The sequence below is a fragment of the Halalkalibaculum roseum genome (genome assembly GCF_011059145.1).
Taxonomy (GTDB): Bacteria; Bacteroidota; Rhodothermia; order Balneolales; family Balneolaceae; genus Halalkalibaculum; species Halalkalibaculum roseum.
The window spans coordinates 779,970-805,392 of sequence record NZ_JAALLT010000002.1 but is presented as its reverse complement, the minus strand read 5'-3'; the positions used below and the strand labels follow the sequence as shown (position 1 = coordinate 805,392).

The 25,423-nt window shown below is 43.1% G+C and carries 25 protein-coding genes; 11 read left to right on the top strand and 14 right to left on the bottom strand.

Annotated elements, in window-relative coordinates:
• Positions 1–63: 63 nt before the first annotated feature.
• From G3570_RS07765 to G3570_RS07750, 4 genes are all read right to left on the bottom strand, one after another.
• On the bottom strand, positions 64–480 hold the full coding sequence (locus G3570_RS07765) for an archease (protein WP_165140929.1): 417 nt from the start codon (positions 478–480) through the stop codon (positions 64–66).
• Between the two features lie 66 nt (positions 481–546).
• Positions 547–1,233, bottom strand: a complete 687-nt coding sequence (locus G3570_RS07760; RefSeq protein WP_249066796.1) for a LytR/AlgR family response regulator transcription factor — start codon at positions 1,231–1,233, stop codon at positions 547–549.
• Positions 1,230–2,282: a sensor histidine kinase gene (locus G3570_RS07755; RefSeq protein WP_165140927.1), complete on the bottom strand. Its 1,053-nt coding sequence runs from the start codon at positions 2,280–2,282 to the stop codon at positions 1,230–1,232. Before G3570_RS07755 ends, G3570_RS07760 begins: the two co-directional genes overlap by 4 nt.
• A complete protein-coding gene (locus G3570_RS07750) occupies positions 2,279–2,959 on the bottom strand; it encodes a hypothetical protein (protein WP_165140925.1) in 681 nt (226 codons plus the stop codon). Before G3570_RS07750 ends, G3570_RS07755 begins: the two co-directional genes overlap by 4 nt.
• A 169-nt stretch (positions 2,960–3,128) precedes the next feature.
• Between G3570_RS07750 and nfo the strand changes: the two genes are divergently transcribed.
• Complete coding sequence (gene nfo / locus G3570_RS07745) at positions 3,129–3,974, top strand: deoxyribonuclease IV (protein WP_165140923.1); 846 nt, start codon at positions 3,129–3,131, stop codon at positions 3,972–3,974.
• Positions 3,975–4,057: 83 nt separating this feature from the next.
• Here nfo and G3570_RS07740 read toward each other — a convergent pair whose 3' ends face one another.
• Together G3570_RS07740 and G3570_RS07735 are read right to left on the bottom strand one after the other, a co-directional pair.
• Positions 4,058–4,636 (bottom strand): hypothetical protein, encoded by a 579-nt coding sequence (locus tag G3570_RS07740; protein ID WP_249066794.1) that lies wholly within the window; start codon positions 4,634–4,636, stop codon positions 4,058–4,060.
• Positions 4,637–4,770: 134 nt separating this feature from the next.
• The gene (locus tag G3570_RS07735; RefSeq protein WP_165140919.1) at positions 4,771–5,817 is read right to left on the bottom strand and encodes a glycosyltransferase family 2 protein; all 1,047 of its coding nucleotides are present in this window, start codon (positions 5,815–5,817) and stop codon (positions 4,771–4,773) included.
• 136 nt (positions 5,818–5,953) lie between these two features.
• On the opposite strand from G3570_RS07735, the gene G3570_RS07730 reads away from it, so the two are divergent.
• A complete protein-coding gene (locus G3570_RS07730; RefSeq protein WP_165141296.1) occupies positions 5,954–6,457 on the top strand; it encodes a metallophosphoesterase family protein in 504 nt (167 codons plus the stop codon).
• 164 nt (positions 6,458–6,621) lie between these two features.
• Here G3570_RS07730 and G3570_RS07725 read toward each other — a convergent pair whose 3' ends face one another.
• Positions 6,622–8,103, bottom strand: a complete 1,482-nt coding sequence (locus G3570_RS07725; protein ID WP_165140917.1) for a phytoene desaturase family protein — start codon at positions 8,101–8,103, stop codon at positions 6,622–6,624.
• Positions 8,104–8,243: 140 nt separating this feature from the next.
• Here G3570_RS07725 and G3570_RS07720 point away from each other — a divergent pair, with 140 nt between their 5' ends.
• Entirely contained in the window at positions 8,244–9,743 is a 1,500-nt protein-coding gene (locus G3570_RS07720) for a S10 family peptidase (protein ID WP_165140915.1), read from the top strand.
• A gap of 43 nt (positions 9,744–9,786) precedes the next feature.
• Entirely contained in the window at positions 9,787–10,935 is a 1,149-nt protein-coding gene (locus G3570_RS07715; protein WP_165140913.1) for a lactonase family protein, read from the top strand.
• Between the two features lie 139 nt (positions 10,936–11,074).
• On the opposite strand, the gene rlmD is transcribed toward G3570_RS07715, so the two are convergent.
• The 4 genes from rlmD to G3570_RS07695 all read right to left on the bottom strand — a co-directional run bounded on the left by rlmD (position 11,075) and on the right by G3570_RS07695 (position 15,837).
• A complete protein-coding gene (rlmD, locus tag G3570_RS07710) occupies positions 11,075–12,493 on the bottom strand; it encodes a 23S rRNA (uracil(1939)-C(5))-methyltransferase RlmD (RefSeq protein WP_165140911.1) in 1,419 nt (472 codons plus the stop codon).
• Positions 12,494–12,507: 14 nt separating this feature from the next.
• Entirely contained in the window at positions 12,508–13,053 is a 546-nt protein-coding gene (locus G3570_RS07705) for a cyclic nucleotide-binding domain-containing protein (RefSeq protein ID WP_165140909.1), read from the bottom strand.
• Between the two features lie 30 nt (positions 13,054–13,083).
• Positions 13,084–15,486: a BamA/TamA family outer membrane protein gene (locus G3570_RS07700; RefSeq protein WP_249066792.1), complete on the bottom strand. Its 2,403-nt coding sequence runs from the start codon at positions 15,484–15,486 to the stop codon at positions 13,084–13,086.
• Positions 15,487–15,582: 96 nt separating this feature from the next.
• Positions 15,583–15,837, bottom strand: coding sequence for a DUF2795 domain-containing protein (locus G3570_RS07695; RefSeq protein ID WP_165140907.1), 255 nt, complete (start codon positions 15,835–15,837; stop codon positions 15,583–15,585).
• Positions 15,838–16,028: 191 nt separating this feature from the next.
• On the opposite strand from G3570_RS07695, the gene G3570_RS07690 reads away from it, so the two are divergent.
• The 6 genes from G3570_RS07690 (at position 16,029) to G3570_RS07665 (ending at position 21,671) form a co-directional block, all read left to right on the top strand.
• The gene (locus tag G3570_RS07690; RefSeq protein ID WP_165140905.1) at positions 16,029–16,262 is read left to right on the top strand and encodes a Sec-independent protein translocase subunit TatA/TatB; all 234 of its coding nucleotides are present in this window, start codon (positions 16,029–16,031) and stop codon (positions 16,260–16,262) included.
• 9 nt (positions 16,263–16,271) lie between these two features.
• Positions 16,272–17,807 carry an amidase family protein gene (locus G3570_RS07685; protein ID WP_165140903.1) on the top strand — a complete coding sequence of 512 codons (1,536 nt, stop codon included), beginning with the start codon at positions 16,272–16,274 and terminating at the stop codon, positions 17,805–17,807.
• A 91-nt stretch (positions 17,808–17,898) separates the two neighbouring features.
• Positions 17,899–18,666, top strand: a complete 768-nt coding sequence (locus tag G3570_RS07680) for an SDR family NAD(P)-dependent oxidoreductase (RefSeq protein ID WP_165140901.1) — start codon at positions 17,899–17,901, stop codon at positions 18,664–18,666.
• A gap of 68 nt (positions 18,667–18,734) precedes the next feature.
• Entirely contained in the window at positions 18,735–19,718 is a 984-nt protein-coding gene (locus G3570_RS07675; RefSeq protein ID WP_165140899.1) for a M28 family peptidase, read from the top strand.
• Between the two features lie 178 nt (positions 19,719–19,896).
• Positions 19,897–20,742, top strand: a complete 846-nt coding sequence (gene prmA / locus G3570_RS07670; protein WP_165140897.1) for a 50S ribosomal protein L11 methyltransferase — start codon at positions 19,897–19,899, stop codon at positions 20,740–20,742.
• Entirely contained in the window at positions 20,742–21,671 is a 930-nt protein-coding gene (locus G3570_RS07665) for a Ppx/GppA phosphatase family protein (RefSeq protein ID WP_249066790.1), read from the top strand. The genes prmA and G3570_RS07665 overlap by 1 nt, the downstream gene beginning before the upstream one ends.
• 53 nt (positions 21,672–21,724) lie before the next feature.
• Here G3570_RS07665 and G3570_RS07660 read toward each other — a convergent pair whose 3' ends face one another.
• Positions 21,725–22,210, bottom strand: coding sequence for an outer membrane beta-barrel protein (locus G3570_RS07660; protein WP_165140895.1), 486 nt, complete (start codon positions 22,208–22,210; stop codon positions 21,725–21,727).
• Between the two features lie 263 nt (positions 22,211–22,473).
• The gene (locus tag G3570_RS07655; protein ID WP_165140893.1) at positions 22,474–23,130 is read right to left on the bottom strand and encodes a hypothetical protein; all 657 of its coding nucleotides are present in this window, start codon (positions 23,128–23,130) and stop codon (positions 22,474–22,476) included.
• A gap of 460 nt (positions 23,131–23,590) precedes the next feature.
• On the opposite strand from G3570_RS07655, the gene G3570_RS07650 reads away from it, so the two are divergent.
• Positions 23,591–24,229 carry an RNA polymerase sigma factor gene (locus G3570_RS07650; RefSeq protein WP_165140891.1) on the top strand — a complete coding sequence of 213 codons (639 nt, stop codon included), beginning with the start codon at positions 23,591–23,593 and terminating at the stop codon, positions 24,227–24,229.
• Positions 24,230–24,380: 151 nt separating this feature from the next.
• Here the strand turns inward: G3570_RS07650 and queG are convergent, their stop codons facing one another.
• Positions 24,381–25,367: a tRNA epoxyqueuosine(34) reductase QueG gene (gene queG / locus G3570_RS07645; protein ID WP_249066788.1), complete on the bottom strand. Its 987-nt coding sequence runs from the start codon at positions 25,365–25,367 to the stop codon at positions 24,381–24,383.
• Positions 25,368–25,423: the final 56 nt, after the last annotated feature.

Genomic DNA, 25,423 nt, shown 5'->3' with positions numbered 1-25,423 from the left:
ATTTAAGATCATTCAAAGAATACAACGAGAAAGGTGAATCGTTAAGGTTTAACTCTGTCAACCTTAGATATCAACGACAATATAGGTCTCGTATGTTTCGTCTTCCTTCTGGCGAATATCTGCCTTGTGGTATGTGACAGCCTTAATATCTTCATCAAAGTGGTCAACTTTCTGCCCGTAAACTTTGGCCCTGATGTTGGTTTCTTCCAGAAGGACAATATCTGCTTTTAGAAACACCATATGGTGTATATGGCTCAATGTTAGAACTTCGGATAGAAAATCAACCAGTAAACCTGTAACGTCTTCCGATTCCACTTCTACTATATATGATTCGGACGACGTTTCGGAGTCTTTAGCCAGATCTTCACGGGACATATGGGCTAAACCTACAACAGATGTTTCAAAAATATCCTGCAGACTTCCGCCTTCAATTTTAATACCTTTGTCCGCTGTGTGGTCGATTTCCTGAAAACTGCCCATTCTTGCTTATTACGTGATACTTGTTTCATCAAACACATCAGTAAAGACAGGTAAATAATTCCATCTCTATTCAGAGAAAAATTGCTTAACGGTTTCACGGTAGGTTGTTCCGATGGGTATAAATTGATCTCCCACTCTTACTGAGTTGCCCTCAAGATATTCTATGCTTGATACGGCAATGATATATGATTTATGAACCCTGATGAAGTCATCGGCTGGCAGTTTTGACTCCATATTTTTAAGCGTTTCATAGGTTGTAAGCCGTTGTTCTGTGGTATGGATGGTAACATAGTCACCGGCTGATTCGATATATCGTATATCCTGTGTTGCGATACGATAGGTTTTCTTGTCTGCTCTAATGGTCAAAACAGAAGTATCTTCATTGCTTGAATCAGCGTGTTTATCCAGCTTTTGAACAGCTTTTAAAAAACGTTCAAAAGAGAAGGGCTTAAGCAGGTAATCCAAGACATCCAGTTCATAACCTTCCAGTGCATAATCATCGTAGGCTGTGGTAAGGATGACGGGTGGAACTTCTGATTGGGATTTTAGGAAACTGATTCCGGACAGTTTGGGCATGTTAACATCCAGGAAGAGAAGATCAACATTGTTGTTCGCCAGAAACTCAGAAGCTGCCAGGGCATCCTCACAGCATCCTTTCAAAAACAGTTGAGGTGTATCGGCGATATACTGTTTCAATACTTCCTGCGCGGAAGGTTCGTCATCTACAACCAGGCAACCGATGGATTTATTCATGTCAACTCAATAGTTAAGCTAAGCTTAAAAAGATTTTCATCTGTATTTATGTCCAGCTGGTGACGTCCCGGATAAAGCAGCTGAAGCCTTTTATTAGCATTCTCTAGACCCAGCCCCGAGGCTTCTTCAGGCAGATCAGTAGCATCCTCCTTTGCGATATTGTTCTCGGTATGAAGGGAAAGGGTATTCCCGGATACATCTATTGATATAATAATTTTTTCACCCTCTTCGGAAATGCTGCCGTGTTTAAAGCAATTTTCAACGAATGTGAGTAACAGAAGAGGAGCTATGCTTAAATTATTGGTATCACCTTTTTGTCGAAAGTCAATTCGCTCAGGATGCTTTACTCTGTTCTTAAAAAGTTCGATATAAGTATTTATGTAGCCAATCTCCTGCTCAAGGGCTACCGTTGACTCATTGATGTTTCGGATGGTATAGCGAAGCAGATCGGAGAGTTTTAAGATCGCCGGTGCTGTTTTAGGCGATTGTTTAACCGCGAGTGAGTATACATGATTCAGGCTGTTAAACAGAAAGTGTGGATTTATTTGAGCTTTTAAAGCTCTCAACTCTGTCTCCGTCCGTGCCTGTTCGGTCTCAGCCAATTTCTGTTTAATTTCAGCCTCCCGGAACCAGCTACCGGATAACTGCAAAAGGGTCGTTACAATTAGATAAGTTGCGATGAATTGCGCGATTTCAAACCAGCCGTAATAACTGATGAAATAGTAATCAGGGAACAACCAATCTGCGAGGTATCGAAAGGTAATGATATTAAGAGCCGTACTGGTAATGAGTGTTACTATAAATAAGGCCCCAAACCGGAAATAGTTCTGTTTGGCGAGGTACTTGGGAATAAGATAGAAACTGTTAATAAGTACGGCGGCAAGAATACTGATATGGAATAGAAAAGTATAAATGAGATCTATTCTGCTGACCTCATTTTGATAGGCAAAATACCTGCTCAAAATAAAAAAAGAGAGTCCCCAGAATAATATATACTGCCCCCATCTCACAGGGGGCAGTTGCAGAAAGGTACGGTTGCGGTAATTCATAAAGTATTTTTAACCCGGTTGTACGTGTATTTATCACCATAGGCAGCTTCTTCACGTCCGTATTTCAGAATAAACTTCTTTAAATCTACACTGGGAGCCGTAAGTAAGAGGTTATCATCGGCATATTCATGCTTAATTCTAATCTGTTGATTCTCGATAAGCTCCCTGACAAAACTTTCTTTAAATTCTTGTAGCACCAATTTGTCGTCAAAAATTTCCAGTTTTGTGAAGAGATGAGTCGGAAATCGGAAAGCATCATCAATATAACTGACTTTATAAAAGTCAATGAAATATTGGGAATCTAATTGTACCAGCCCTGCGAAATAAAGGTCCAAAATTACATCATCAACTACATGGATGATATAGTATAGATTTTTAATACCCTCATCCTTTTTTTCTACTAGGTCATCTTCTATTTCATCTAGATTCAATGAAAAACTAGAAGTGCTATCATTGGTACTGGTAACAATGTTCTCGGGTAAGTTAACTCGGTTATTTTCCAGGTCATTTAAACTAAAGACATAAAATAACTCATCTTCTGAAGACCAAACTCCGGTGATATCATCATTAACGATAAGATCCTGGGGTTCATAAAGTGGGTGTACTGAAGGAATACCGCATCCTGTCAGTATAGCTCCGACAATGAGAAGGATTATATAGTTCGTTGTAGTTTTCATAGCATACAGTTTAGTTGATGTTAACTGTAACCAAAGTTATATCACCCCGTGCATTTTAAAATTTTTTTCGATGAATGCCCGATATTTTTCGATGAATACGTTCCTGGAGTAAGTTTCAGGTTCTAAACATAACTGCTTACCTTCCTCAAAAAGAAAATGTGAGTAGATTATGAAATACGTAGGAGCACATGTCAGTGCAGCAGGTGGCGTCGAAAATGCACCGGTAAGAGCTGATGAAATTGGAGCAAAAGCATTTGCACTGTTTACTAAAAACCAACGCCAGTGGGAGGGGCCACCGCTGAGTGACGAAAATATTGAGGGCTTCAAGAAAAATTGCGAAGAGCTCGGTTATTCCATGGACCACGTGATGCCGCATGACAGCTATTTGATCAATTTGGGGCACCCGGAAAAGGACAAGCTGCAAAAATCACGGGATGCTTTTCTGGATGAAATGCAGCGCTGCGAGCAGCTGGGAATCAAATTACTAAATTTTCATCCTGGCAGCCATTTGAAGAAGCATAGTCCAAAAGAGTGTCTGAAGACAATTGCAGATTCCATTAACTGGACCCTTGATAAAACTAAGGGAGTCACCGCTGTGATAGAGAATACGGCAGGTCAGGGTACCAATATGGGCTTTAAGTTCGAGCAGTTGGCCGAAATAATCGATATGGTGGATGATAAAAATCGGGTTGGTGTATGTGTTGATACCTGCCATGCTTTTGCGGCAGGCTATGATATCTCGACGGAAGATGGCTTTGATGCAACGTTCAAGGAATTTGAAGAAACCGTAGGGTTTGAATACCTAAAGGGCATGCATCTAAATGACTCCAAGAAGGAGCTGGGCAGCAGGGTCGATCGCCACGATAGCATAGGTGAGGGACTCATCGGTCTCAAAGCTTTTCAACTTCTGATGCAGGACGAACGTTTTGATGATATCCCAATGATTCTGGAAACGCCAAACACCGAAAACTGGCCCGAGGAGATCCGCATGCTTTACGACATGACCGGTAATTAATCATTTTTGCCGCAGATTTTCACAGATATAACTCTGTGTAACTTTGTGCTCCTTTGTGTATCTCAGTGGTACAACTGTAAAGCTCATACCTCTAAATCTAGGCTAACACTTTCATACTTCTTAAAAAATAACGGTACCGATAACGCCGCCAGATAACACAGCCCCCCGGTAATTACAAGTAGCACTCCGATGGTCATATCGCTCTCCAACATGCCCCAGCCGGAAAGCAGATTGTACCAATCATGAGACTCCTTTGAAAGTCCCCCAATAAGCGGCAGTTGACGCGCTCCACCATCGGCTGCATAAAAGGCAACCTGTAGAAAGGCAAAGCCTACCATGTAGAGCGAAAGCTGTATGCCTATTTTTTTCTTATTAAACCAGAAAAAGACAAATATGATAACCGGCAATAGTATTTCAAACAGAGAGCCACCCAATATTGTAATGGTGCGTATCCCAAACACAGAAAAGAAGGTATGGCCCGCCTCATGCACAATGAGCAGGAAATTATCCAGCATGAAATGAATAAAATTAACCGGAAAAGGGGTCTCATAGGTTATGGAGAAAAATATGTTGAAACGCAGCGCCCAGTATGCCTGGTGCAGGGAGTAAATGATAAAAGGGAGCAGGAGCAGGCTGCACCACCATTTCTTAAATAAGGGCAATAGAAACGATGTTATTCGGGAAATATCCATCCATAATTTGTTTAAAGCTAGTAAGTAGCTTTGCTGCTATTCAAACCATTTATAACCTAAACGGTTTATAAATGCAAAATATAACCAATTAGGTTAAAATGTAGTTAAATATGACTATTCCCATGGGTTTCATCAATCAACTCATTAAAATGCCGTTTACCTCGAAGAAAATAGTCCCAAATAAGGTTTATGGACAACATAGTCTCGGGATTGGTAGATATCTTTCTGGATTCAAGAAGCTTATTTCTCTTTTGTTGGGTTCGATGAAAATACTTCCAGAAATCTTTATGGGCACGTGCAATGGCTTTGAACTCTTCAATGTTACCGGTAAACAGGGATCGAAAAGCAGCTATGATATCCAGCTTGTACCTGATCGGAAAACGATAGGGAAGGGTCCCCGATGAAGCATTCTTCCAGATCATTCTCAGGTTATTCCGATAATTATAATAGACCTTTCGCGGTGAGCCCATGGGCATTGAACCGCCCCCGAGGTGGTAAACAACACTCTTGGGGCAATAACGTACTTTTAGGCCTTCGTTCCAGATACGCCAGCAGAGATCGATCTCTTCCATATGAAATTCAAAATCTTCATCGAAGCCTCCCATCTCCTCAAAAACTTCTTTTCTAATAGCAAGTGCCGCACCACTCCCCCAAAGTATATCGGAGGGCGAATCATATTGTCCTAAATCAGTCTCCAGAGTGTCGAAAATACGCCCCTTACAAAAAGGATAGCCGTATTTGTCCAGATATCCGCCTGCAGCTCCCGCATATTCAAAATATTCCGGATTTTCATATGACAGCATTTTGGGTTGAACCGCGGCTATTTTTTTATCTTCATCGAAAGTGTCATTGAGTCCTTGCAGCCAGTCCTGCTCAACTGCTACATCATTGTTTAAAAACAGCAATATGTCGCCATTGGCGTAAGGTACTGCCCGGTTATTGCCGCCACAGTAGCCATAGTTCTTGTCAAACGTTGCAATTTCCACCTCGGGAAACTGCCGTTCCACCCATTCTACTGAACCGTCGCTTGAGGCATTATTGGCAAGTATTATTTCATAGTTATCATAATGTGTTTTTGCCACGCTGGGCAAAAACTCCTGCAGATGATGCAAAGCATTCCATGAAACAATGATGATACTAAAACGATGCATTGGTGAATGGTTAACCGCTTTCGTGTTGTTTTAAAAGTCAAATATTTGTCATAGAAATGATTTAAAATTTGCATAAGCTTAAAACATCCCTATTATTTGAGCGAATTGTCGGCACAAAGATGTGAAAGATAAATTTATGATCAAAGTTGGACTAATAGCTGATACGCACAACTATCTTGATCCCCAGGTACACGAGTATTTCGAAGAATGTGATGAGATTTGGCATGCAGGTGATTTTGGCAATATCGGCATCGCCGACGAATTGAAGGAAATAGCTCCTCTAACAGGGGTATATGGTAACATTGACGGGCAGGATATTCGAAAGGAGTACCCGCTTCACCAACGATTTACACGAGATGGCATCAACATCTGGATGACTCATATCGGAGGTACCTTGGGTAGGTATTGTATACCGATTAGAGAAGAGATGGAAAATAATCCGCCGGATGTTTTCATCTGCGGACACTCGCATATTCTTAAAATTGGCCGGGACCAGGAGAAAAACCGGATGCTATTTATCAATCCGGGTGCCGCCGGAAAGCAGGGTTTCCAGGTATACCGAACCTGTGTTCGCTTCGACATAAGCGACGGCAAATTTCGAAATATGGAAGTCATTAATCTTGGTAAACTGGGGGAGTGAATTAGGACAGGCAGGAGTGAAAAGCAAGAAGTGAAAAGTGAAAGGAATTCTGCCACTATATTTTGTATCTAATATTATCTGGCATATTTCTCACAACTTGACCTCCGTTCGCTCCTCACTTCTCCCTTCTTACTTTTTACTTTTCACTCCTTACTCCTTACTCCTTACTCATACCTCCTAATAAGCTCCATTGCGTGAAAAGCAGACAGAATAACCAATGGAATACCCCCGCCGGGATGGGTGCTTCCACCGGTAAGATATAGGCCTTTAACTTCTCTCGACTTATTTCTGGGCCTCAGGAATGCCGCAAATCGACTGTTGGAAGAAGTGCCGTAAATGCTTCCACGGTTAGATCGATATTTTTCGCGGAAGTCTGCCGGTGTAATGTGGCTTTGATGTACAATTGAGCTACTTAGATTTTCCAGTCCGCGCTTTTCCAGTTCAGAGATTATAAAAGAGGCATACGCTTCACTGTGCTCATCCCAATTATAATTCTCACTCAGGTAGGGAGCATTTACTAATACAAAAAGATTGGAACCGCCCTCTATAGCATGTTCTGGATTTGAAGCAGAGGTATTGGCAATATAAATTGTGGGATCTTCAGGCATCACTTTTTCGCGGAATATCTTTTGAAATTCCAATTCGTAGTCCTCACTGAAGAAGATATTATGATGTCTTAGCTGCTCGTAACGTCTGTTGATACCCAACAGGAGAACGAAACCGGAGCATGAAGGCTCCAAATTTTCAATATTCTCTTTTTTGGATTCAGAGACTGCATCTTCCCCCAAAAGCTCAAGATAGGTTTCCGCTGCATCACTATTGGATACCACAAGGTCGGCGGTATGCTTTTCACCTTCACTATCTATAACAGATTCGACTTGTTTGTTAAGTACTTTAATACGCTTAATGTCAGAATTGAATCGAAATTCCACTCCCAGATCCATGGCAAGACGGTGAAGGGCGGTAACAATGGCGTACATCCCGCCGTCAACATAATAACCGCCCATGCTTAACTCTACGTAAGGTATTACATTTAGAGTTGCAGGAGCCTGATAGGGCGAAGAGCCATTATATGTAGTGAAACGTTTGAAAAATTTTCGCAGGTAAGGTGACTTAAAATATTCATCAACACGGTCCGATACCGTGTGAAATGCATCAATCCTGAAAAAGTCCAGCAGGTTCAAGTTGCCCAGATCTTTAAGTCCATATAGCGGATTAAACAGAAAAGCATCCTTTGTTCGTTGATACAGATTTGAAGAGTAGTCAAGAAATTTAATATAGTTATCTACATCTACCGGAGCTAGTTGACTTAACTCATCTAATGTATTATCAAGATCCTGATAACTGGTAAAAACTGTACCATCCTGATAGAAGTATCGGCAAATCGGTTCGACAGGTTTGAGATTGATGTAGTCTTCAGCGCGGAATCCGCATCGTTCGAATAATTCTTTCAATACAAAGGGCATTGTCATCAGGGAAGGTCCGGTATCAAAGCGAAAGCCATCAGCAATGACCTGGTTTATTTTTCCGCCGGGAGAATCGTTTTTTTCAAATACAGTGACACGGTGGCCATCTGATGCCAGCAGGCAGGAGATGGCCAGCCCACCAAGGCCGGCACCGATAACATGTATATTCTTAGCGTTCATCTTTTTTAACATGTTTTGATGAAAAGCGAGTCGGATCTTTTTGCAACTGCTCAAACCCCCGTTTATATTCGAATTTCAGATAAAGGTAGCCTAAATAGGTTCTGCTTACAAAATCATTCCACGGTAAAATAATTCTCGATATGAAAAAAGATCTAAAATATGCGAGTGTATTCTCTTCAATAATCTTGATACTCTTGATCTGCCCGCTTCTGACAACAGCTCAAGAGGTCACAATACCTGCCGATACCGCCATCAGTTCCAATCACGAAGTTACCATTAACGGTGATAATGTGCCCTATAGGGCTACCATAGGAAATCAACCGGTATGGGATGACGACGGCAAACCGATAGCCACTCTTTTTTATACCTATTATGAGCGTACGGATGTCGACGAACAGAGCAGCAGGCCCCTTGTGATATCCTTTAATGGTGGACCGGGCTCTGCATCCTTGTGGATGCACCTGGGCTATACAGGTCCTAAGAAGCTTCGGATCAGTGATGAGGGGTTTCCTATTCAGCCATACGGAATCGAAGATAATGAGCACTCCATTCTTGATGTTGCGGATATCGTCTACGTAAATCCCGTAAACACCGGCTTCTCCCGTATTTTGGATGATGAAGTGGAAAAAGAGACTTTTTTCGGAGTCAATGCCGATATTGAATATCTCGCAGACTGGATCGATACCTTTATTTCACGTCATAACCGCTGGGTTTCTCCTAAATTTCTTATTGGAGAAAGTTACGGTACCACCCGGGTGTCCGGCCTGGCAGGTGAATTGCAAAACCGAAACTGGATGTATCTAAATGGCGTAATCCTGGTTTCACCTACCGGTTTGGGAGTTGACAGAGACGGACCGGTCGGCGATGCCCTGACGCTTCCATATTTCACAGCTGCTGCATGGTATCATAACGCCCTTCCTTCTGAGTTGCAGCAACAAGACCTTTCCCAAATATTACCAGAAGTTGAAGAATACACTATCAATGAATTTATTCCCGCGCTGAGCCGGGGAGGAACGCTTACTGATGAAAAGAAGAGCGAAATTGCCGAACGGGCTGCCTATTACTCAGGACTTTCTGAAAAGGCATTTCTGAATCACAACCTGCGTGTCTCAACCTCATTTTTTTGGAAAGAACTGCTTAGGGATAAAGAGTTGACTATTGGTCGTCTGGATTCGCGCTATCGTGGCATAGATCGTGAAAATGCCGGAGATCGCTATGATTTTGATCCTGCGTTGACCGCCTGGAATCACGCTTTTGCCCCGGCTATCAACCATTATTTGCGAGATCAGCTGGGTTATGAAACCGATCTTCGGTACTGGCTTTTCGGACCGGTAAGACCCTGGGACCGATCGAACAACAATACCGGAGAGAATTTGCGGGAAGCTATGGCGCAAAATCCATTTCTGAATGTAATGGTACAATCCGGCTATTATGATGGCGGAACTCCCTATTTTGATGCTAAATATACGATGTGGAACCTGGATCCGTCCGGTAAACTACAGAACAGAATGAGCTTTAAAGGATACCGCAGCGGACACATGATGTACCTTCGTGATGAAGATATCAGTACATCGAATAATGATATCAGGGAGTTCATCAGGAGTTCCATTCCCGAAGACGGAATGCCGGCGAAGTACTAAAACCGTAATGTGAGTGCAAAATCGAAAATACGCAGGTTCTCCTATGAAATATCTCAAGTTTTTTATTCTGATTGCCCTGGTATCCACGAACGCTATTAGCTGTACACAGCAAACACAACAGAAAGAAGAATTCTATCTGTTTGTGGGTACCTATACCGGAGAGGGAAGTGAAGGCATATATTTGTATCGTTTCAATGCTGCGGACGGAACGGTTTCACCGGCAGATACCGTGTCCGGAATAGCTGACCCTTCCTACATTTATCTTTCACCGGATCATACCGCACTATATGCAGTAAATGAGCTTGCTGATTCTACTGACGCAACCGTCAGTGCCTTCTCTTTTGATGCTCAGAATGGCCAAATAAGCTTGCTAAACCGTCAATCAAGCAGGGGTGGGGCTCCGTGTTACATTAGTACCGATAAGAACGGAGAAGCGGTATTTGTAGCCAATTATCTCGGAGGGTCATTGGCTATGTTTCCTATAAATGAAGACGGTTCACTAGAAGAAGCAAAGACAGTCATAAAACATCAGGGAAGTAGTGTTAATGAAAACCGGCAGGAAAGTCCGCATGTGCACTGTACCATCATTTCACCGGATAACAGATTCTTATTTGCAGCTGACCTGGGAACCGATAAGCTGACTGGATATGCTTATGATTCCGCAAACAATAGTCTATCAAGTGAACCTGCTATTGTTTATGAGACCGAAAAGGGAGCCGGTCCGCGTCACCTGACCTTTCATCCTAGCGGGGAGTATGCTTACCTGGTCAACGAGCTAAACGGTAGCATCGTAGCTTTCAGCTACTTGGATGGAAATCTTGATGAGTTACAAACAATTAGCACGCTGCCGGAAAACTATGAAGGAGCGATCTCGGGCGCTGATATACGAATATCACCCGACGGGAAGTTTTTGTATGCTTCCAATCGTGAGGATCTGAATAACATTGTAATATACTCAGTAGACGAGAGTGGAATGCTCAGCAAAGTGGGAGAAGAGCCCTCAGGTGGGGTGCATCCAAGGAATTTTAGAATTGATCCTACCGGAAGATACCTTTTGGCTGCCAACAGGCACACTGATAATATCGTAGTCTTTGAACGGGATACAAATACCGGTCTGCTTAACAGAACAGGTACTGAAATAGAGGTTTCCCAGCCTGTCAGCCTACAGATGATCCCTGTACCGGGGAATTGAATAATTTTTCTGCTTCCGGCGTTCTGCTCCGGAAGCGAGAGGCACCGTCCATTCTGCAGCAGAGCGGCGGAATGAGAACGGGGTCGTTTAACCCATTCAATCAATTTTAATTTGGTACTTGTTTGTTATTTGACCACTGTTAATTGTTATTTTCCCTCAATCTGAGGTTAGCTACTGTCTCAATATGGTAGGTTTGTGGAAACATATCCACGGGCTGCACTTCCAGGATCTCATATACTTTATTAAGCTCTTTAAGATCTCTGGCCATGGTAGAGCTGTTGCAGCTCACATACACCAATTTGGGCACTTTTAATTCCATCAGGCGTTCGACTACATCGGGATGCATGCCTGAGCGTGGCGGATCGGTAATAATGCAGTCAGGCTCGCCATGTTCGGCTATCATGGCTTGGTTAAATTCATCTTTCATGTCGCCCAGTACAAAGTCTACATTCTGAACTTCATTTTCCTTGGCGTTCTGTATCGCATTCTCCAGGGCGACATCCACAATTTCCACTCCGACGACCTTCCGCGCAGCTTCGCTTAAATACAGGCTTAATGTTCCTACCCCGCAATAAAGATCATAAACTATTTCATCGGATTGGATATCTGCAAAATTCCTGGCTATGTCATAGAGTATCTCTGCCTGCTGGGTATTAGTCTGGAAAAATGCATTCGCGTGGATATTAAAGTGATAGGGACCGATGTATTCGGTTATATACCCCGGACCATACATTACCTTTTCGTATCGGCCTACAGCAGTCGGACTCTTGGTATCATTGATATTAACCACCAGGGTAGTGATTTCAGAAAACGCCTCGAGTAGGGCATCTGATAGTTTTTGAATGGTCTCTTCCTCGTCTTTATAGGTAACCAGGTTGACCATAAGGTCATCGGTATGATAAGAGTTTCGTACCACCACGTTGCGCATGAAGCCTTCGTTGTCGATGGTATTGTATGGTTCAATATCGTGTTCTCGGCAATAGGTGCGTACAAAGTCCAGGATTTTATAGGATATCGAATCCTGGAGATGACATTCCTGTATATTGAGTATTTTGTCGAAGCGTCCGGGTGCATGTAAACCTGCGGCAAAACAACGATCACTTACAAACTCATCCTTATTAATCTCCTCCCTGCTCAGCCATCGCTTATGCCCGATGGAATACTCCATCTTGTTCCGGTAGTGGTAGATGTCTTCACAGCCTACGGTGGGATTTACCTCCAGATGGCAAAGACCGCCGATGCGATGCATGTGATCTCTAACCTGATCTCTTTTGAACTGAAGCTGGTGCTCATAACGTACATGCTGCCAGTTACAGCCGCCGCACTCTTTGGCATGGCGGCATTTTGGTTCTATTCGATGTTCTCCTTCTTCCAGTACTTCCAGCAGCTTGGCTTCCCGGTAGCTTTTCTTCTTTTTAATAATGCGGGCCTTGACTTTGTCGCCGGGTGCCGTATTTGGTACAAACACGGCTAAGCCGTCAACTTTTGCCAACCCTTTTCCTTTAAAAGCAGCTGATTCAATTTCAAGCTCAACTTCCTGCCCTTTTTTTAAAGCCATGTAGATGTGTAAACTTAGATAGATTCTTTTTTAGAGTGATAATAACTCTGGAATTGCAGGCTGTAGGCCTCCACTTTGCCGGTGTGTTCTTGTAGTGTTTTGGTTGTAATATCCAGCTGTTTCATGGCGATCATAGCAAGCTTTTCCATGAACTTGAGTGCTATTGCCGGGTGTCTTTTCTTCAAGGTCTCAAAATCTGGTTTAAAAAATCCCAGTAAAATACAGTCGGTCATGCACTTAGCTGATGAGAACCTGCGCAGTTCATAACCGATGGAGAGCGCCCCGAAGCTTTCCGGGGATTCCAGCTTGAAGATAAAGTCATCTTTTTCAGAATCAGCCTCCGGTTCAATGATCAGTTGTACTTTTCCCTCTTCAATAAAGTACATACCGGTTCCGGGATCACCCTGGTAATAGATAAATTCTCCTTCTTTATACTTTCTGCGATGGCAAAGCTGTAGAAATTCGTATCGCTCAGCTGAAGAGAAGTTTTTCAGGAAGCGGGAGTTAAAAATAATCTTACCCTGGTTTTTAATGGATTCAAATCGTTTTGAACCTAGCATGGATTCAGATTTTGAAGGTTAAAGCGACATTTAGAAAGAATGACCGATACCAAAGCTAAAATATAGCTTTTTATTATTAAACCATCCTTGTTGCAAATCGTGTATCCGGAAGGCGAAATCAAAGCGAACCACAACGTATTCCCAGTCGAGACGCAATCCGAGCCCGGATCCTACGGCAATTTGTTTATAAAATTCATCAAAAAAGAATTTCCCCTGTTTTAATATGTTCCTGCGTTCTTCTATGGTTGCGGGATCGGTACCGGCTCCACCGCTGACTTGAGTGCGCGGGCCATACCAGATATTACCGGCATCGGTAAACCAGGCCCCGATCCAGTTAGCAGAAAGAAAGTTTTTTATTAAAGACTGACGCGTTTCTGTTTGTGCCAGCAGTTTTATTTGACCCCCGTTGATGGTTACGTCATCCAGTGGAATACCACCGGGCCCCAGGCTGTAAATGTCCCAGCCTCTGATATCATTGCTGCCACCGGCATAAAATCGCTGGTTCAAAGGAATGGAGGTGTTTTCTCCATAGGGCAGGGCAAAGCCACCGAAAGCTCGATAAGCAAAGACAGCATCATTTGAAATGGGTATATATCGCCTATAATCGGCAGTACCCTTTACAAAGCGGCTGTATGCCAGGCTATTTGAGCTGACGCTGACCGGAGAGGGCAAAGTACCTTCAATGGTGTTGGGTGTTACGATATACCGGTCTATTAGAAACGGTATGTTGCCGCCGACCGCTATCGAATATTCACTGAAATAACCATAGTTTCTTTGGATGATGTCTGTGCGCTGGCTGCGAAAGGTATAGCGAAGGATGGAGGACACTTGAGGGCGGAAATCTTCCAGTATGCGCTGCAGTTCAAATGAGTCCTCCCCAAACTCATCCTCCAATGACTGTCGAAACTGGGGGGACGGGTCGGTATCAAGCAGATCAAGTTCAAGCAAATCCAGAAAGCTTGAGAAGCGGTTGTTATGGTTTACCTCATATCTAAGATTGAAACGTGTATCCGAGTTGATATCAAAGAGCAACTGGTTAGATCTGCTGAACGAAAGCGTGTAACGCGTTCGGGCGTTTGTGAAAGAGGGCTGATCATCCAGGGATGCAAATGGAAAATTTAGCCTGGGCAGGGAGTACTCGAGTCGTGTTTCGAAACTCCTGAAAAAGCGGCTTTCAAACGAACGTTGGCTGGAATCAGGGGCTATATCGCGCAACGTTTCGGAGCTCACATATTCGAAACTACCGTTTACTCCGAGCTGAAGATTCTCCGCTTTACCAAACAGGTTGTTATTGTTATAGGTTACACCGGCACCTGAGCCGAAACCATATCTGCGCATCCCAAAGATGTTGAAATTCACCGAATGCTTTGGCAGAGTCTGCAGGGAGAACATGGTAGGAATTACATCACCGGAATAGTCAGGCTGTGAACCGTCTTCACTGAGACCGAACTGCCTGATATTCATCATACCAAGGTTCTGAAATTCATTGATCGATCTGATATAAAGCGAATTATTGAAGGTCTCGCCGGGCTTAAACAGTATCTGGTCGGTCAACAGGCTGAATTTAGTCTGTGCAGACTCCTCTTTTTGGAGATAAATTTTTGCCAATCCGAGAGTATATGGCTCTCCGCTGACCGTGTCCTGTTGCTGGTAGTTGATCTCTTCGTCAGGTCCTGCAAGACTAATGTAGAGATCACCGAATGTGTATTTCTTGCCCGGATCCACAGTAAAAAGTATATCGAGCTGTGTAGAATCCTGACCTGAACGTCTTACCTGGGCAAGTATGGAGTCACGGCCCACCGCTGCATGACCCTTGTTTTTTAAAAAGGTAATTATCCGATTTCTCTCAATAGAGAGTTCGTTCTCAATATAGGGTCGGTCGACCCGGTAGGTGGTATCGTTGATCTGTTCCCTCGTCAGTGCGCTTCTCCGGTAGAAATCAGTCAGTTCTCTCTCGGTTTCCATCTGCGGCATACCGGAATAGGCAATGGTTTCAATATGGGAACGGGGACCTTCCTCAATAAGAAATGATACTTCAATTTTGTCTTCTTTAAACTCAACGATATTGGTGTCAACCTCAGCCTCCAGGTAGCCGATGGTCTCGTAATATCTGCGAATACGCTCAACATCGGTTGCCACGGTTTGACGGTCGAGCAAGGTAGGAGGTTCACCGAATTTGCCTGTTAGCTTGTAGATAAAGTACCAGGGCGTGAAACGCGGTATCCCCAGAAATTCACGATTGGTGTGCGTTCGAACAAGGGTTTCAAGAGTATTGTGTTTGACGTGATCATTCCCTACAAAGCGAACAACCCGGATTACTTTATCAGTGGTGTCAGATTCAGCAACATTTTGAGCATGAGCAGGGGGTACTCCAGCAGAGAGTAGAATAAAGAAAGCTAGTAAACAAAATGCCGAAGATTTTTTAAGAAACAATATGCTGAGCCAAAATATTGGGAGATATTCATAAAAAACGGTTGCTCTGATTTATCAGAACAACCGAATATAATAACGCTTTTGCCGCCAATTTAATTATACATCGTCATAATCAAAGCCTTCATCTTCCTCATTATGGAAAAAGTCTTCTTTCCTGATATAGTCAGGCCAGATATCCTCTATACCTTCATAAATCATGTCTTCGCCTTCTTCAATCTCATCCAGTTCTTCGAGATTGCTTATTACTTGCTGCGAAAGACCGTTTCTTTCGGCCCATTCAATTAATTCTTCACGTGTAGCAGGGAATGGCGCATCGTCCAAAGCCGCTGCTAATTCAACAGTCCAGATCATAAAAAATGCTTCTAGTTTTTAAAGTTCTATTTTCGATTCTTAGGTTGTTATAAAAAGCTTTGTTTTATAAAATTCAAGTAATTATTCAATAAATATGAAATTATTTTGTTAACTATAACTCAAAGATCAATAAAATAATTCTTATCTTATTGTTTCTTCACTCATAAACCCAATTATAAAAGGATTATTATATGTTTGGTGGTATAGGCGTTCCCGAGGTCATGATTGTATTATTGGTTATTCTACTCTTTTTCGGGGCTAAACGAATTCCGGAACTTGCCAGGGGCATCGGTCAGGGAATCAACGAATTCAAAAAGGCTTCAGATGATATCAAAAAAGAGATAGAAAAAGGAGAGAAGGAGGGCTTCAGTTCTTCCGGAAAAACCCAGGCCAAGGACTCACAGGAACACGCAACTGAAAAATAAGTACACTCTTTGAATTTTCGAGATTTTACTGAGATTCGCGAATCCATTAAAACCGGCAATTTAACCCTTCCTGAATTAGCTCATCACTATATAAGTAACATTGATGAGACAAATAATGACATCAATGCTGTTGTCAATTACGACCGTGATGAGATTATACGTCAGGCAGAATCCATACAGAAGAAAATAGAGGATGATTCTGCCGGCCGTCTTGCCGGGATGGCTATAGGAATTAAAGACGTAATATGTGAGAAAAACAAGAAAGCCACCTGCGCATCAGCCATACTGGAAGATTTTGAAAGTACCTATGATGCTACAGTTATTGAGCGGTTAAAAAAAGAAGGTGCACTTCTGCTTGGCCGTCTGAATATGGATGAATTTGCGATGGGTTCCTCCAACGAGAATTCCATCTACGGTCCCGCAAAAAATCCTCATGATCCTGATAAAGTACCCGGAGGTTCCTCAGGTGGTAGCGCTGCGGCTGTAGCGGCCGAATACTGTACAGCGGCCTTAGGTTCAGATACCGGTGGCTCCATTCGGCAACCTGCCTCTTATTGCGGAGTCGTTGGCTTGAAACCAACATATGGACGTGTATCCAGACATGGACTGGTTGCTTTTGCCTCATCCTTCGATTGCATCGGTCCACTTGCAAATTCAGTGGCTGATGCTGCAACAATTCTTGAAGTATTGGCCGGCTACGATGATCATGATAACACCTCTTCCAGCCGGGCAGTGCCTGATTACCGTGAAGCAGTCAGTGATCCTACATCGAATATTAAAATAGGTGTACCAGAAGAGTATTTCGGAAAAGGATTGGATAAGGAGATTCGAGATGGAATACAGGAGCAGCTCAAAGATCTGGAAAACGAAGGTGCCGAATTGGTGCCCATACATTTGCCTCATATGAAGTATGGTATCGCCGCCTATTATATTCTGGCTACCGCCGAGGCTTCCAGTAACCTAGCACGCTATGACGGCATACGTTATGGGCACCGGGCGGATATCGATGAAGTGGAACAAGAGCTTCACCAGGAGAAAATGGCTATCCAGGAACAAATGGAACTGGCCACCGGTGATAAGAAGATGGAACTGAGCAAGGAATTGGAAACCACCGACTCGGCCTTGGTCAGGCTCTACAAGAAAAGCCGAACCGAAGGGTTTGGACAAGAGGTAAAACGCCGCATCATGCTGGGGACCTATGTGCTGAGTGCGGGTTATTATGATGCTTATTATGCGAAAGCACAAAAGGTTCGCCGGCTCATCAAGCAAGACTTTACACAGGCTTTTGATGATGTAGATGTTATCGTATCACCGACTGCACCTACTACGGCTTTCGATATTGGCTCTAAAATGGACGACCCGGTTCAGATGTATCTCAATGATGTATATACTATATCTGCTAATCTTGCTGGAATATGCGGTATAAACTTACCGGCCGGAAAACATTCGAATGGATTGCCTTACGGTCTTCAATTTATGGCTGATACTTTCGAAGAAGAGAAATTATTGAATGCCGCACGCCTCGTAGAACAGCTTCATGAATAATAAGGGGGCATATATCACTGGTAATTGATAGGTCCGGCCTTTGAATTAATAGTTAGATACTGACTACTCTTTTTTTAATCAATTTCACGATATGAAAAACAGACTTCAAGGTAAGTTGGTACTGGTAACCGGGGCCACTGCAGGTATTGGTGAGGCAACTGCAAAGCTTTTTGCTGAATCAAAATGTAACCTTGCCATATCCGGTCGGCGGGAAGAGCGCCTTCAAAGCTTAAAGAAAGAATTAGAAAAAGATTTTGATATTGAAGTGTTTACGGGTGCTTTTGACATTCGTGATCGGGATGCCTGCGGGGAATTTTTGGAATCACTCATCAGTCCGGTAGACATTCTGGTAAATAATGCCGGACTTGCTAAGGGCGTTGATGCGGTTTACGATGCCTCTTTTGATGACTGGGATACCATGATTGATACCAATATTAAGGGATTGTTGACCATGACTCGTCTTATTACTCCGTCAATGAAACAGCGCAATTCGGGACATGTTATCAATATCGGTTCCATTGCGGGACACGAGGCCTATCCCGGCGGATCTGTATATTGTGCCACCAAACATGCTGTTAAAGCTATTACAGAAGCGACAAAGAAGGATCTGCACGGCACCGAAATACGGGTCAGCATGGTTTCACCCGGACTGGTAGAAACGGAATTCAGTAATGTACGTTTTAAGGGAGACGAAGAACGTGCTGAAAAAGTATATAAAGGCTATAAAGCACTTACTGCTGTAGATATCGCGGAGATCGTTCATTTCATTGCCAACCGGCCGATGCATGTCAATATCATGGATACTATTGTTTTTCCTGTAGCACAATCCTCTGCCAGTATGGTTCATAAAGAAGCGTAGATGTTAGTTGGCAGGAAAAAGAGGAGAGCCAGTTCTTCGCTACTTGATTACTAAATGACTTATTATTGATGAAGATCCAAAGATTGTTTCGGTTTATCTGCATTATTTTTCCGGTTGGAGTGTTGTTGATAGCCTGCAGCAGTGAAGACACCGATAGATTGAATTTCAGGGAGAAAGGTAATGAAGTTCCGGTATTTAATGCCGACAGTGCCTATACATTTATTGATCAACAGGTTTCTTTTGGCCCCAGGCATCCCAATTCAAAAGGTCACCGGCAGACCAAGGAGTTTCTTTTGGATAAGCTTAAATCGTATGCCGGCGAACGAAGTGTATTTGCTCAAGAATTTACCGAAGCAGGGTACGATGGTGTTCAGCTGGAACTCACTAATATCATTGCATCATTTAATCCCCGGGCAGGCGACCGTATTATGCTCTGTGCTCATTGGGATACCCGTCCGCGGGCAGATGAAGATTCCCTTGCTACAGAGACACCGATACCGGGTGCTGATGACGGGGGCAGTGGGGTTGGTGTGTTGCTTGAGCTGGCTCGCATCATGAGCCATGAGCTTCCGGAAATAGGAGTAGATATCGTGCTCTTTGACGGTGAAGACTATGGAAAAAAAGGTAGTCTAGAGAAATATTTTCTAGGATCTCGTTACTGGGCCAACAATCCACCTGTTCAGAATTACAGTCCCAGATTTGGAATCTTACTGGACATGGTAGGAGGGATTAACGCCCAATTTCCCAAAGAGAAGTACTCATTGCAGTATGCCCCGGCTTTAGTAAATGAACTGTGGACTATAGCAGAAGAGAAAAATTACGGAAATTATTTCCTGGATCTACCTGGAAGTGCCATTAACGACGATCATGTGGTCATTAATCGCATTCTTAATATTCCCACCATCGATATCATCAGGCATCGGCCGGATACTGAAAATATCACCTTTGCCCCATACTGGCACACGCAGAATGATAATATGGACATCATTAGCCATGAAACGCTACAGGCTGTAGGAGACGTTTTGGTCGAACTGATCTACAATAGAATTTAAGGCTGGAAGATTGAAGTTGGAATTTAGAGGTTGGAAGCTAGAGATTGGATACACAATGATTTAGTAAAATTTATCAAACCAATTTTGAATGATGACTAAATGATTATTTTCCAGCATCCAGCATCCAGCATCCAGCATCCAGCATCCAGCATCCAGCACCTAACCTTCAACATCCAATATGAAATACATTAAGCTTGTAATATCAATACAAGATGAGTACCAGGAGACGTTAATATCCGAGCTGCTGGAGATGGAATTTGATGCCTTTGAACAGCAGGATGGCCGGATTATTACCTACGTACCCAAAGAACGATTCAGTGATGTTCATCGTGAACGAATTGAAGGGATATTAAGAGCTTATCCGGGTGACGGATTTATTGAAACAGAGGAGGTGGTAGCGGACCGGAATTGGAATGAAGAGTGGGAAAAAACCATCGTAGCACAGAATATCGGAAAATTTTATGTGAAACCTACTTGGCAGAGAGGAGAGCCTGACAACGATAGCATCCTTCTGGAGATTGACCCAAAAATGGCCTTCGGAACCGGGTACCATGAAACAACAAGACTGATGTTAAAGCTGCTGCCCTCCGTTATCGAGGGTGATGATATTGTGCTGGACGCAGGTACGGGAACCGGAATTCTTGCAATTGCAGCTATAAAGTTGGGTGCTGATAAAGCTTTTGCTTTCGATATTGATGAATGGAGTATTACCAATACCAGGGAAAATATTCTTTTGAATGGGGTTGAGAAAAAGGTTGCCGTACGGAAAGGTTCGCTGGAAACCATCCCAAGTGGTTCTCAGTACGATGTAATTTTAGCCAATATCGAACGGAATACTATTCTGGATATGCTCCCAAAGCTAAAAAGACTGCTTAAAGAAGAAGGGAGAATGCTGTTGTCAGGTTTACTTGAAAAGGATGAACCCTCCGTCACTCAAAAGCTGGAAGACCTTGAACTCAAAGTGAAAGAGATACGTCAAGAAAATGAGTGGATAGCATACTCTGTTGAAAACCGTATTGTATAATGCCTTCTGATTTGCATGCTGCCATTGATATTGGAACGAATACTGTACTTTTGCTGGTGGCAAAAAAGAATGGAGAAATTCTCACTCCGGTCAGGGAAGAGCAGCGCATTCCGCGTTTAGGGAATGGCGTGGATGCTTCCGGTAACCTTTCCGATGCCTCGATGAAGAGGGTACTGGATGCATTACAGGAATACAATGAGATTATCAGCTCCGATTATCCGCAAATTCAATCCCCGGTGGTAACGGCTACCAGTGCCGTAAGAGATGCCGCAAACAGAAGTTATTTTATTGATAAGGTACGTGAGGAAACAGGATTTGAAATTAGGTTACTGAGCGGTATTGAAGAAGCTGAATACACTTTTGCGGGTGCCCTGAGTATGCTTCCCAAGATTGATGAAGCAGTAGTCATTGATATAGGAGGGGGAAGTACTGAAATTGCTCACGGTATGAAAGGTGTGGTTAGGGAAAGCCATTCGTTTGATATGGGATCGGTACGTTTTACCGAACGATTTATTGGTAGTGATCCCCCTGAAGAATCTCAGATTAGAAACTGTAGAGAAGAGATTCGGAAAATACTGCATAACAGACCTTTTAAATTCCAAAAAGAGGATGTGCAGCCGGCGTTGGTCGGGGTAGCAGGTACGGTAACATCTCTTGCCTTTATGGATTCCGGCCTTTCTCAATATGATTCAGAACAAATTAATGACTACACGTTGTCAACCGAAAATATTTCATACTGGGTAGATAAGATTTCAAAAAATACGGTCAGGTCACTGGAAGAAACATATCCGGTGGTCATGAAGGGAAGAGCGGAAATAATACTGGCAGGATTATTAATACTGGATGAGTTTATGACGTTATATAATTTTCCAGAACTGGTTGTCTCAACAGGAGGGATCCGACATGGTGCTATTTTGAGTAAAAATTAAAAAGGGGATATCCTCCTGTTGAGAATATCCCCTCTGAAATGGTAAATATTTATCTAGTTGAGCGGAAAACGGACACCGGCTCCAATAACGAGCTGGTCAAAATCACCAATGATATATTTTAACTCTGTGAAAATCGAAAGGTTCTCCAGGTGATATTCTCCACCGCCACCTAAATTGATTCCGAGCTCTGAATTTGTATCACTGACTATATTTTTAGCAGTACTTACATTTAATCCAGCCAAACCGTAGAGGTGAAATTCATCTTCCAGCAAGAACAGATACTGCGCATTGGCATTGATTTCCCAAAAGCTGTCCAGACCGGTATCATCTCCGGGAAAATATATACCCAGATCAGCTTCACCGGCCCACTCTTCGGTGAATCTATAAACCCCATTAACCTGTAGGCCTACGCTTTCAACTTCTGTTCCATATAGTAATCCGCCTCCAAGTTTAAAATCTCCTGACTGGGCGTTAGCCGTGTTGTTCCCTAATGCTAGCAATCCTAATACGAGTACAGCTGATAATAATATTTTTTTCATGGTTATCTAATTGATTTTAAATGTTTAGAATTAAGCTGTTCGAATAAATAATCAGTTAACTTCTAATGATGACCTGTCAACGTATGTTCTCCCATTGTCATTAGTATGATAAAATGGGAAAGATGTTCCCTTGACCCGGTATTTGGTTTTCTAACTAGTAAGGTAGCAATTAACAGGTTTCGGATAATATTCATTTACTTGAATAATAAACAGCAAAATTTATTTGCCGAGGAACAAGCCTGACCGAGTGAACGGAAAACTAATTATAGGGTTAGCAGTAAACCACCGGTAATTCCGTAATCGGGAGCTGCATCATCAACACCAAGTTGCAGACCTGCCCTGAAACGCAGGTTGTCACCAAACCTGTAATCTAGTCCGCTGCTGAAAGCGGAATAATCAATGTCGGATTGAATAGTCAGTTCGCTGACAATACTAGCCCTGTCGCTAGCGGAATAAATGACTCCTGTGCCAAGATTTAGGGAGGCTTCCCGGTCTATGCCGGTTTCAAGGAAATCGATACCCAGGGTTCCTGTCAATACAATCTGTTCACTGGCAGGATGTCTCACAGCTGCGAATACTCCAAAATCAAGATCTCCTTCTGCAATAATTTCGTCACCGACTGGCAAGGTGGCGTAGGCACCTGCTGAAAATTTTGTCTCATCACTCAAAAAGTTATAGCGTCCGTAGACAGGGATATCTGCCAAGGAAGCTTCTGTTCCGGGTTCGCCGAAGTCTATGCTTTTATAATAGATTCCGGCAGCAATCTCGATATTATCGGTAAGACCGTAACCGCCTTGACCGCCCAAGGTCATGCGCTGATTGAAGTCAAAGTCCGAATAATTGAAAACCGCTTCCCCATATAAGCCGTTGGCAATAGGGGCATCTCTAAAATAGGACTGAAATAGATGCACGTCATCCATTGTGCTATTTTGTGCATTGAGATGGGAGACCGTTGAAAATATTAGTGCAATCAAAAGTGTGAGAGTAGAGAGAGAAAACTTCATGAGCGTGATATTTTGACGATTAATTACAATTTTGAATCATTGTGTTATTACCACTCAAGTTCAGCGAATATATACTACAATAACCATTCGAGGGTTTCCTTAAATGAATACGGTGCTATAACTAATAGAACAAGAGAGGTACATTTATGAATAGTTACAGTCTTCTTAATGAGAATCTTTTAACCTGATTCTATCAGCATTAATCTATTTACTATACCACGAATTATCTCTTGACGAGATATTTGATATTTTTACTTCAACTTTTGTTTCTACTGATACAATGAAAAGAGAAGACTTTAGGAATGGGAATAAAGCTTCACTTTCACTAAGTTTGAAGCCTGAAATAAATTCTGAAACGACTGACTGATACATTTGTATGTCCGGTTCGAATGATTCAAATACAGCGGCTTCCGATTCACCTAGGGAGAATGCATCGGAAAGCAGCAGGGAAGATGATGTGCTGGTTAAACGCGCCATGGGAGGGGATGAGCAAGCCTTCAGCGAATTGGTTGATAAATACCAGCGCGCGCTCTATTTCCATATCCTCAAGATGATTAAGGATAAAGAGCAGGTCAATGATCTGGTACAGGAGGCCTTTGTTAAAGCATTTGATAATCTGAATACCTACAGTACCAACTATGCTTTCTCCACCTGGCTGTACCGCATAGCCACCAATCACACCATTGATTACCTGCGTAAGAAGAAGCTGAAAACGCTCTCCATTGATGAACCGGTTAAAACACGGGACGGGGAGATGCAGATGCAGCTGGAAGATGAGTCAGCCGGTACCGATCGCAATATCATCCGCAAGCAGCGTCAGAATATTGTTCAGAATGCCATCGACGAGCTTCCTCCAAAATACCGCAAGGTCATTGAAATGCGTCACATGGAGGAAAAAAGCTACCAGGAAATTGCTGATGTACTCGATTTACCCCTTGGTACCGTAAAAGCCCATATCTTCCGCGCCCGGGAGCTGCTTTATAAGAGTCTTAAAGACAAAAGGGATAAGTTTTAGGGTTTCAAGTCTTGAGTCCTGAGTCTTGAGTCATGAGATTCATTCTTATCAGTTGGTTTTGAGCTCAACTAGAATTTCGGAAGCAGTAATATCCGATTAATGAGAGCCTAATAGCCTGAAGCTAGAAATAGAGAAAGGAATATCTCAAGACTCATGACTCAAGACTATTTCCCGCTACCGCAGCCACATTATCCTTAAATTTCTCAAACTTCGCCCGGCGGATGGCGCTGCCTTCGAATAGGGCATCGTACTGGGCATTGTCGAGCTCTTTCCAGAAATCGATATTGTGATTCAAGATCTTTTGTCGGGGCACCAGGTCATCCATTCGGGTGTAAGTAGCATCGCTATTCCAGGGGCATACATCCTGACAAATATCGCAGCCGTACATCCACTGTCCAAGATCATCACGATACTTTTCGGGAATCTGTTCTTTGAGTTCAATCGTCAGATAGGAGATGCATTTATTGGAATCGACTCGGTAGGGTTCGTAAATGGCGTTTGTTGGACAAGCATCGATACATCGGGTGCAGGTGCCACAATGATCGGTGACTTGTGTGCTATATGTGAATTCCGCATCGATAATCATCTCACCAATAAAAAAGAAAGATCCGATCTCTTTGTTCAGTAGGTTTGAGTTTTTTCCTATCCATCCAAGTCCGGAGCGTGCGGCCCATGCCTTATCCAACACGGGAGCAGAATCGACAAATATGCGCCCGTTAATGTCGCCGACCAGCTCTTTGGTAAAGTTAAACAGCTTCTTCAGCTTGCTTTTGTAGACTCTGTGGTAATCACGTCCCTGGGCGTATTTGGCAATTTTGGGTTTGTCGGATTCCTGCTGCTGTCGCTGGTGATCCGGGTGGTAGTAGCTACCGATTACCGAAACAACCGATTTGGAACCGGGGACCAGCTTGGTTGGATCAACACGCTTATCGAAATAGTTTTCCATCCAGCTCATGGTACCGTGACGCCCTTGGTTTAGCCACTCTTCCAGACGGCGCTCCTCTTTTTCCAAACGCTTTGCCTTTGAAAAACCGCAGCCGTCGAAGCCGAGCCGTAAGGCTTCTTCCCGAACTCTTTGAGTACGTTTGGCGAGATTCATTTTTGGACCAACGATTTCAGGATTTTTGCGAATTGACAAAGAAAGATAGGTAAGTAAAGCTTTTAATGTAAAAGCAGGTATTTAAACAACCAAGG

What these genes read in the sequence shown, in the direction of transcription:
- G3570_RS07765 (WP_165140929.1), bottom strand. Translation starts at nt 480, where the DNA reads ATGGGCAGTTTTCAGGAAATCGACCACACAGCGGACAAAGGTATTAAA.
- G3570_RS07760 (WP_249066796.1), bottom strand. Translation starts at nt 1,233, where the DNA reads ATGAATAAATCCATCGGTTGCCTGGTTGTAGATGACGAACCTTCCGCG.
- G3570_RS07755 (WP_165140927.1), bottom strand. Translation starts at nt 2,282, where the DNA reads ATGAATTACCGCAACCGTACCTTTCTGCAACTGCCCCCTGTGAGATGG.
- G3570_RS07750 (WP_165140925.1), bottom strand. Translation starts at nt 2,959, where the DNA reads ATGAAAACTACAACGAACTATATAATCCTTCTCATTGTCGGAGCTATA.
- nfo (WP_165140923.1), top strand. Translation starts at nt 3,129, where the DNA reads ATGAAATACGTAGGAGCACATGTCAGTGCAGCAGGTGGCGTCGAAAAT.
- G3570_RS07735 (WP_165140919.1), bottom strand. Translation starts at nt 5,817, where the DNA reads ATGCATCGTTTTAGTATCATCATTGTTTCATGGAATGCTTTGCATCAT.
- G3570_RS07730 (WP_165141296.1), top strand. Translation starts at nt 5,954, where the DNA reads ATGATCAAAGTTGGACTAATAGCTGATACGCACAACTATCTTGATCCC.
- G3570_RS07725 (WP_165140917.1), bottom strand. Translation starts at nt 8,103, where the DNA reads ATGAACGCTAAGAATATACATGTTATCGGTGCCGGCCTTGGTGGGCTG.
- G3570_RS07720 (WP_165140915.1), top strand. Translation starts at nt 8,244, where the DNA reads ATGAAAAAAGATCTAAAATATGCGAGTGTATTCTCTTCAATAATCTTG.
- G3570_RS07715 (WP_165140913.1), top strand. Translation starts at nt 9,787, where the DNA reads ATGAAATATCTCAAGTTTTTTATTCTGATTGCCCTGGTATCCACGAAC.
- rlmD (WP_165140911.1), bottom strand. Translation starts at nt 12,493, where the DNA reads ATGGCTTTAAAAAAAGGGCAGGAAGTTGAGCTTGAAATTGAATCAGCT.
- G3570_RS07705 (WP_165140909.1), bottom strand. Translation starts at nt 13,053, where the DNA reads ATGCTAGGTTCAAAACGATTTGAATCCATTAAAAACCAGGGTAAGATT.
- G3570_RS07695 (WP_165140907.1), bottom strand. Translation starts at nt 15,837, where the DNA reads ATGATCTGGACTGTTGAATTAGCAGCGGCTTTGGACGATGCGCCATTC.
- G3570_RS07690 (WP_165140905.1), top strand. Translation starts at nt 16,029, where the DNA reads ATGTTTGGTGGTATAGGCGTTCCCGAGGTCATGATTGTATTATTGGTT.
- G3570_RS07680 (WP_165140901.1), top strand. Translation starts at nt 17,899, where the DNA reads ATGAAAAACAGACTTCAAGGTAAGTTGGTACTGGTAACCGGGGCCACT.
- G3570_RS07675 (WP_165140899.1), top strand. Translation starts at nt 18,735, where the DNA reads ATGAAGATCCAAAGATTGTTTCGGTTTATCTGCATTATTTTTCCGGTT.
- prmA (WP_165140897.1), top strand. Translation starts at nt 19,897, where the DNA reads ATGAAATACATTAAGCTTGTAATATCAATACAAGATGAGTACCAGGAG.
- G3570_RS07665 (WP_249066790.1), top strand. Translation starts at nt 20,742, where the DNA reads ATGCCTTCTGATTTGCATGCTGCCATTGATATTGGAACGAATACTGTA.
- G3570_RS07660 (WP_165140895.1), bottom strand. Translation starts at nt 22,210, where the DNA reads ATGAAAAAAATATTATTATCAGCTGTACTCGTATTAGGATTGCTAGCA.
- G3570_RS07655 (WP_165140893.1), bottom strand. Translation starts at nt 23,130, where the DNA reads ATGGATGACGTGCATCTATTTCAGTCCTATTTTAGAGATGCCCCTATT.
- G3570_RS07650 (WP_165140891.1), top strand. Translation starts at nt 23,591, where the DNA reads ATGTCCGGTTCGAATGATTCAAATACAGCGGCTTCCGATTCACCTAGG.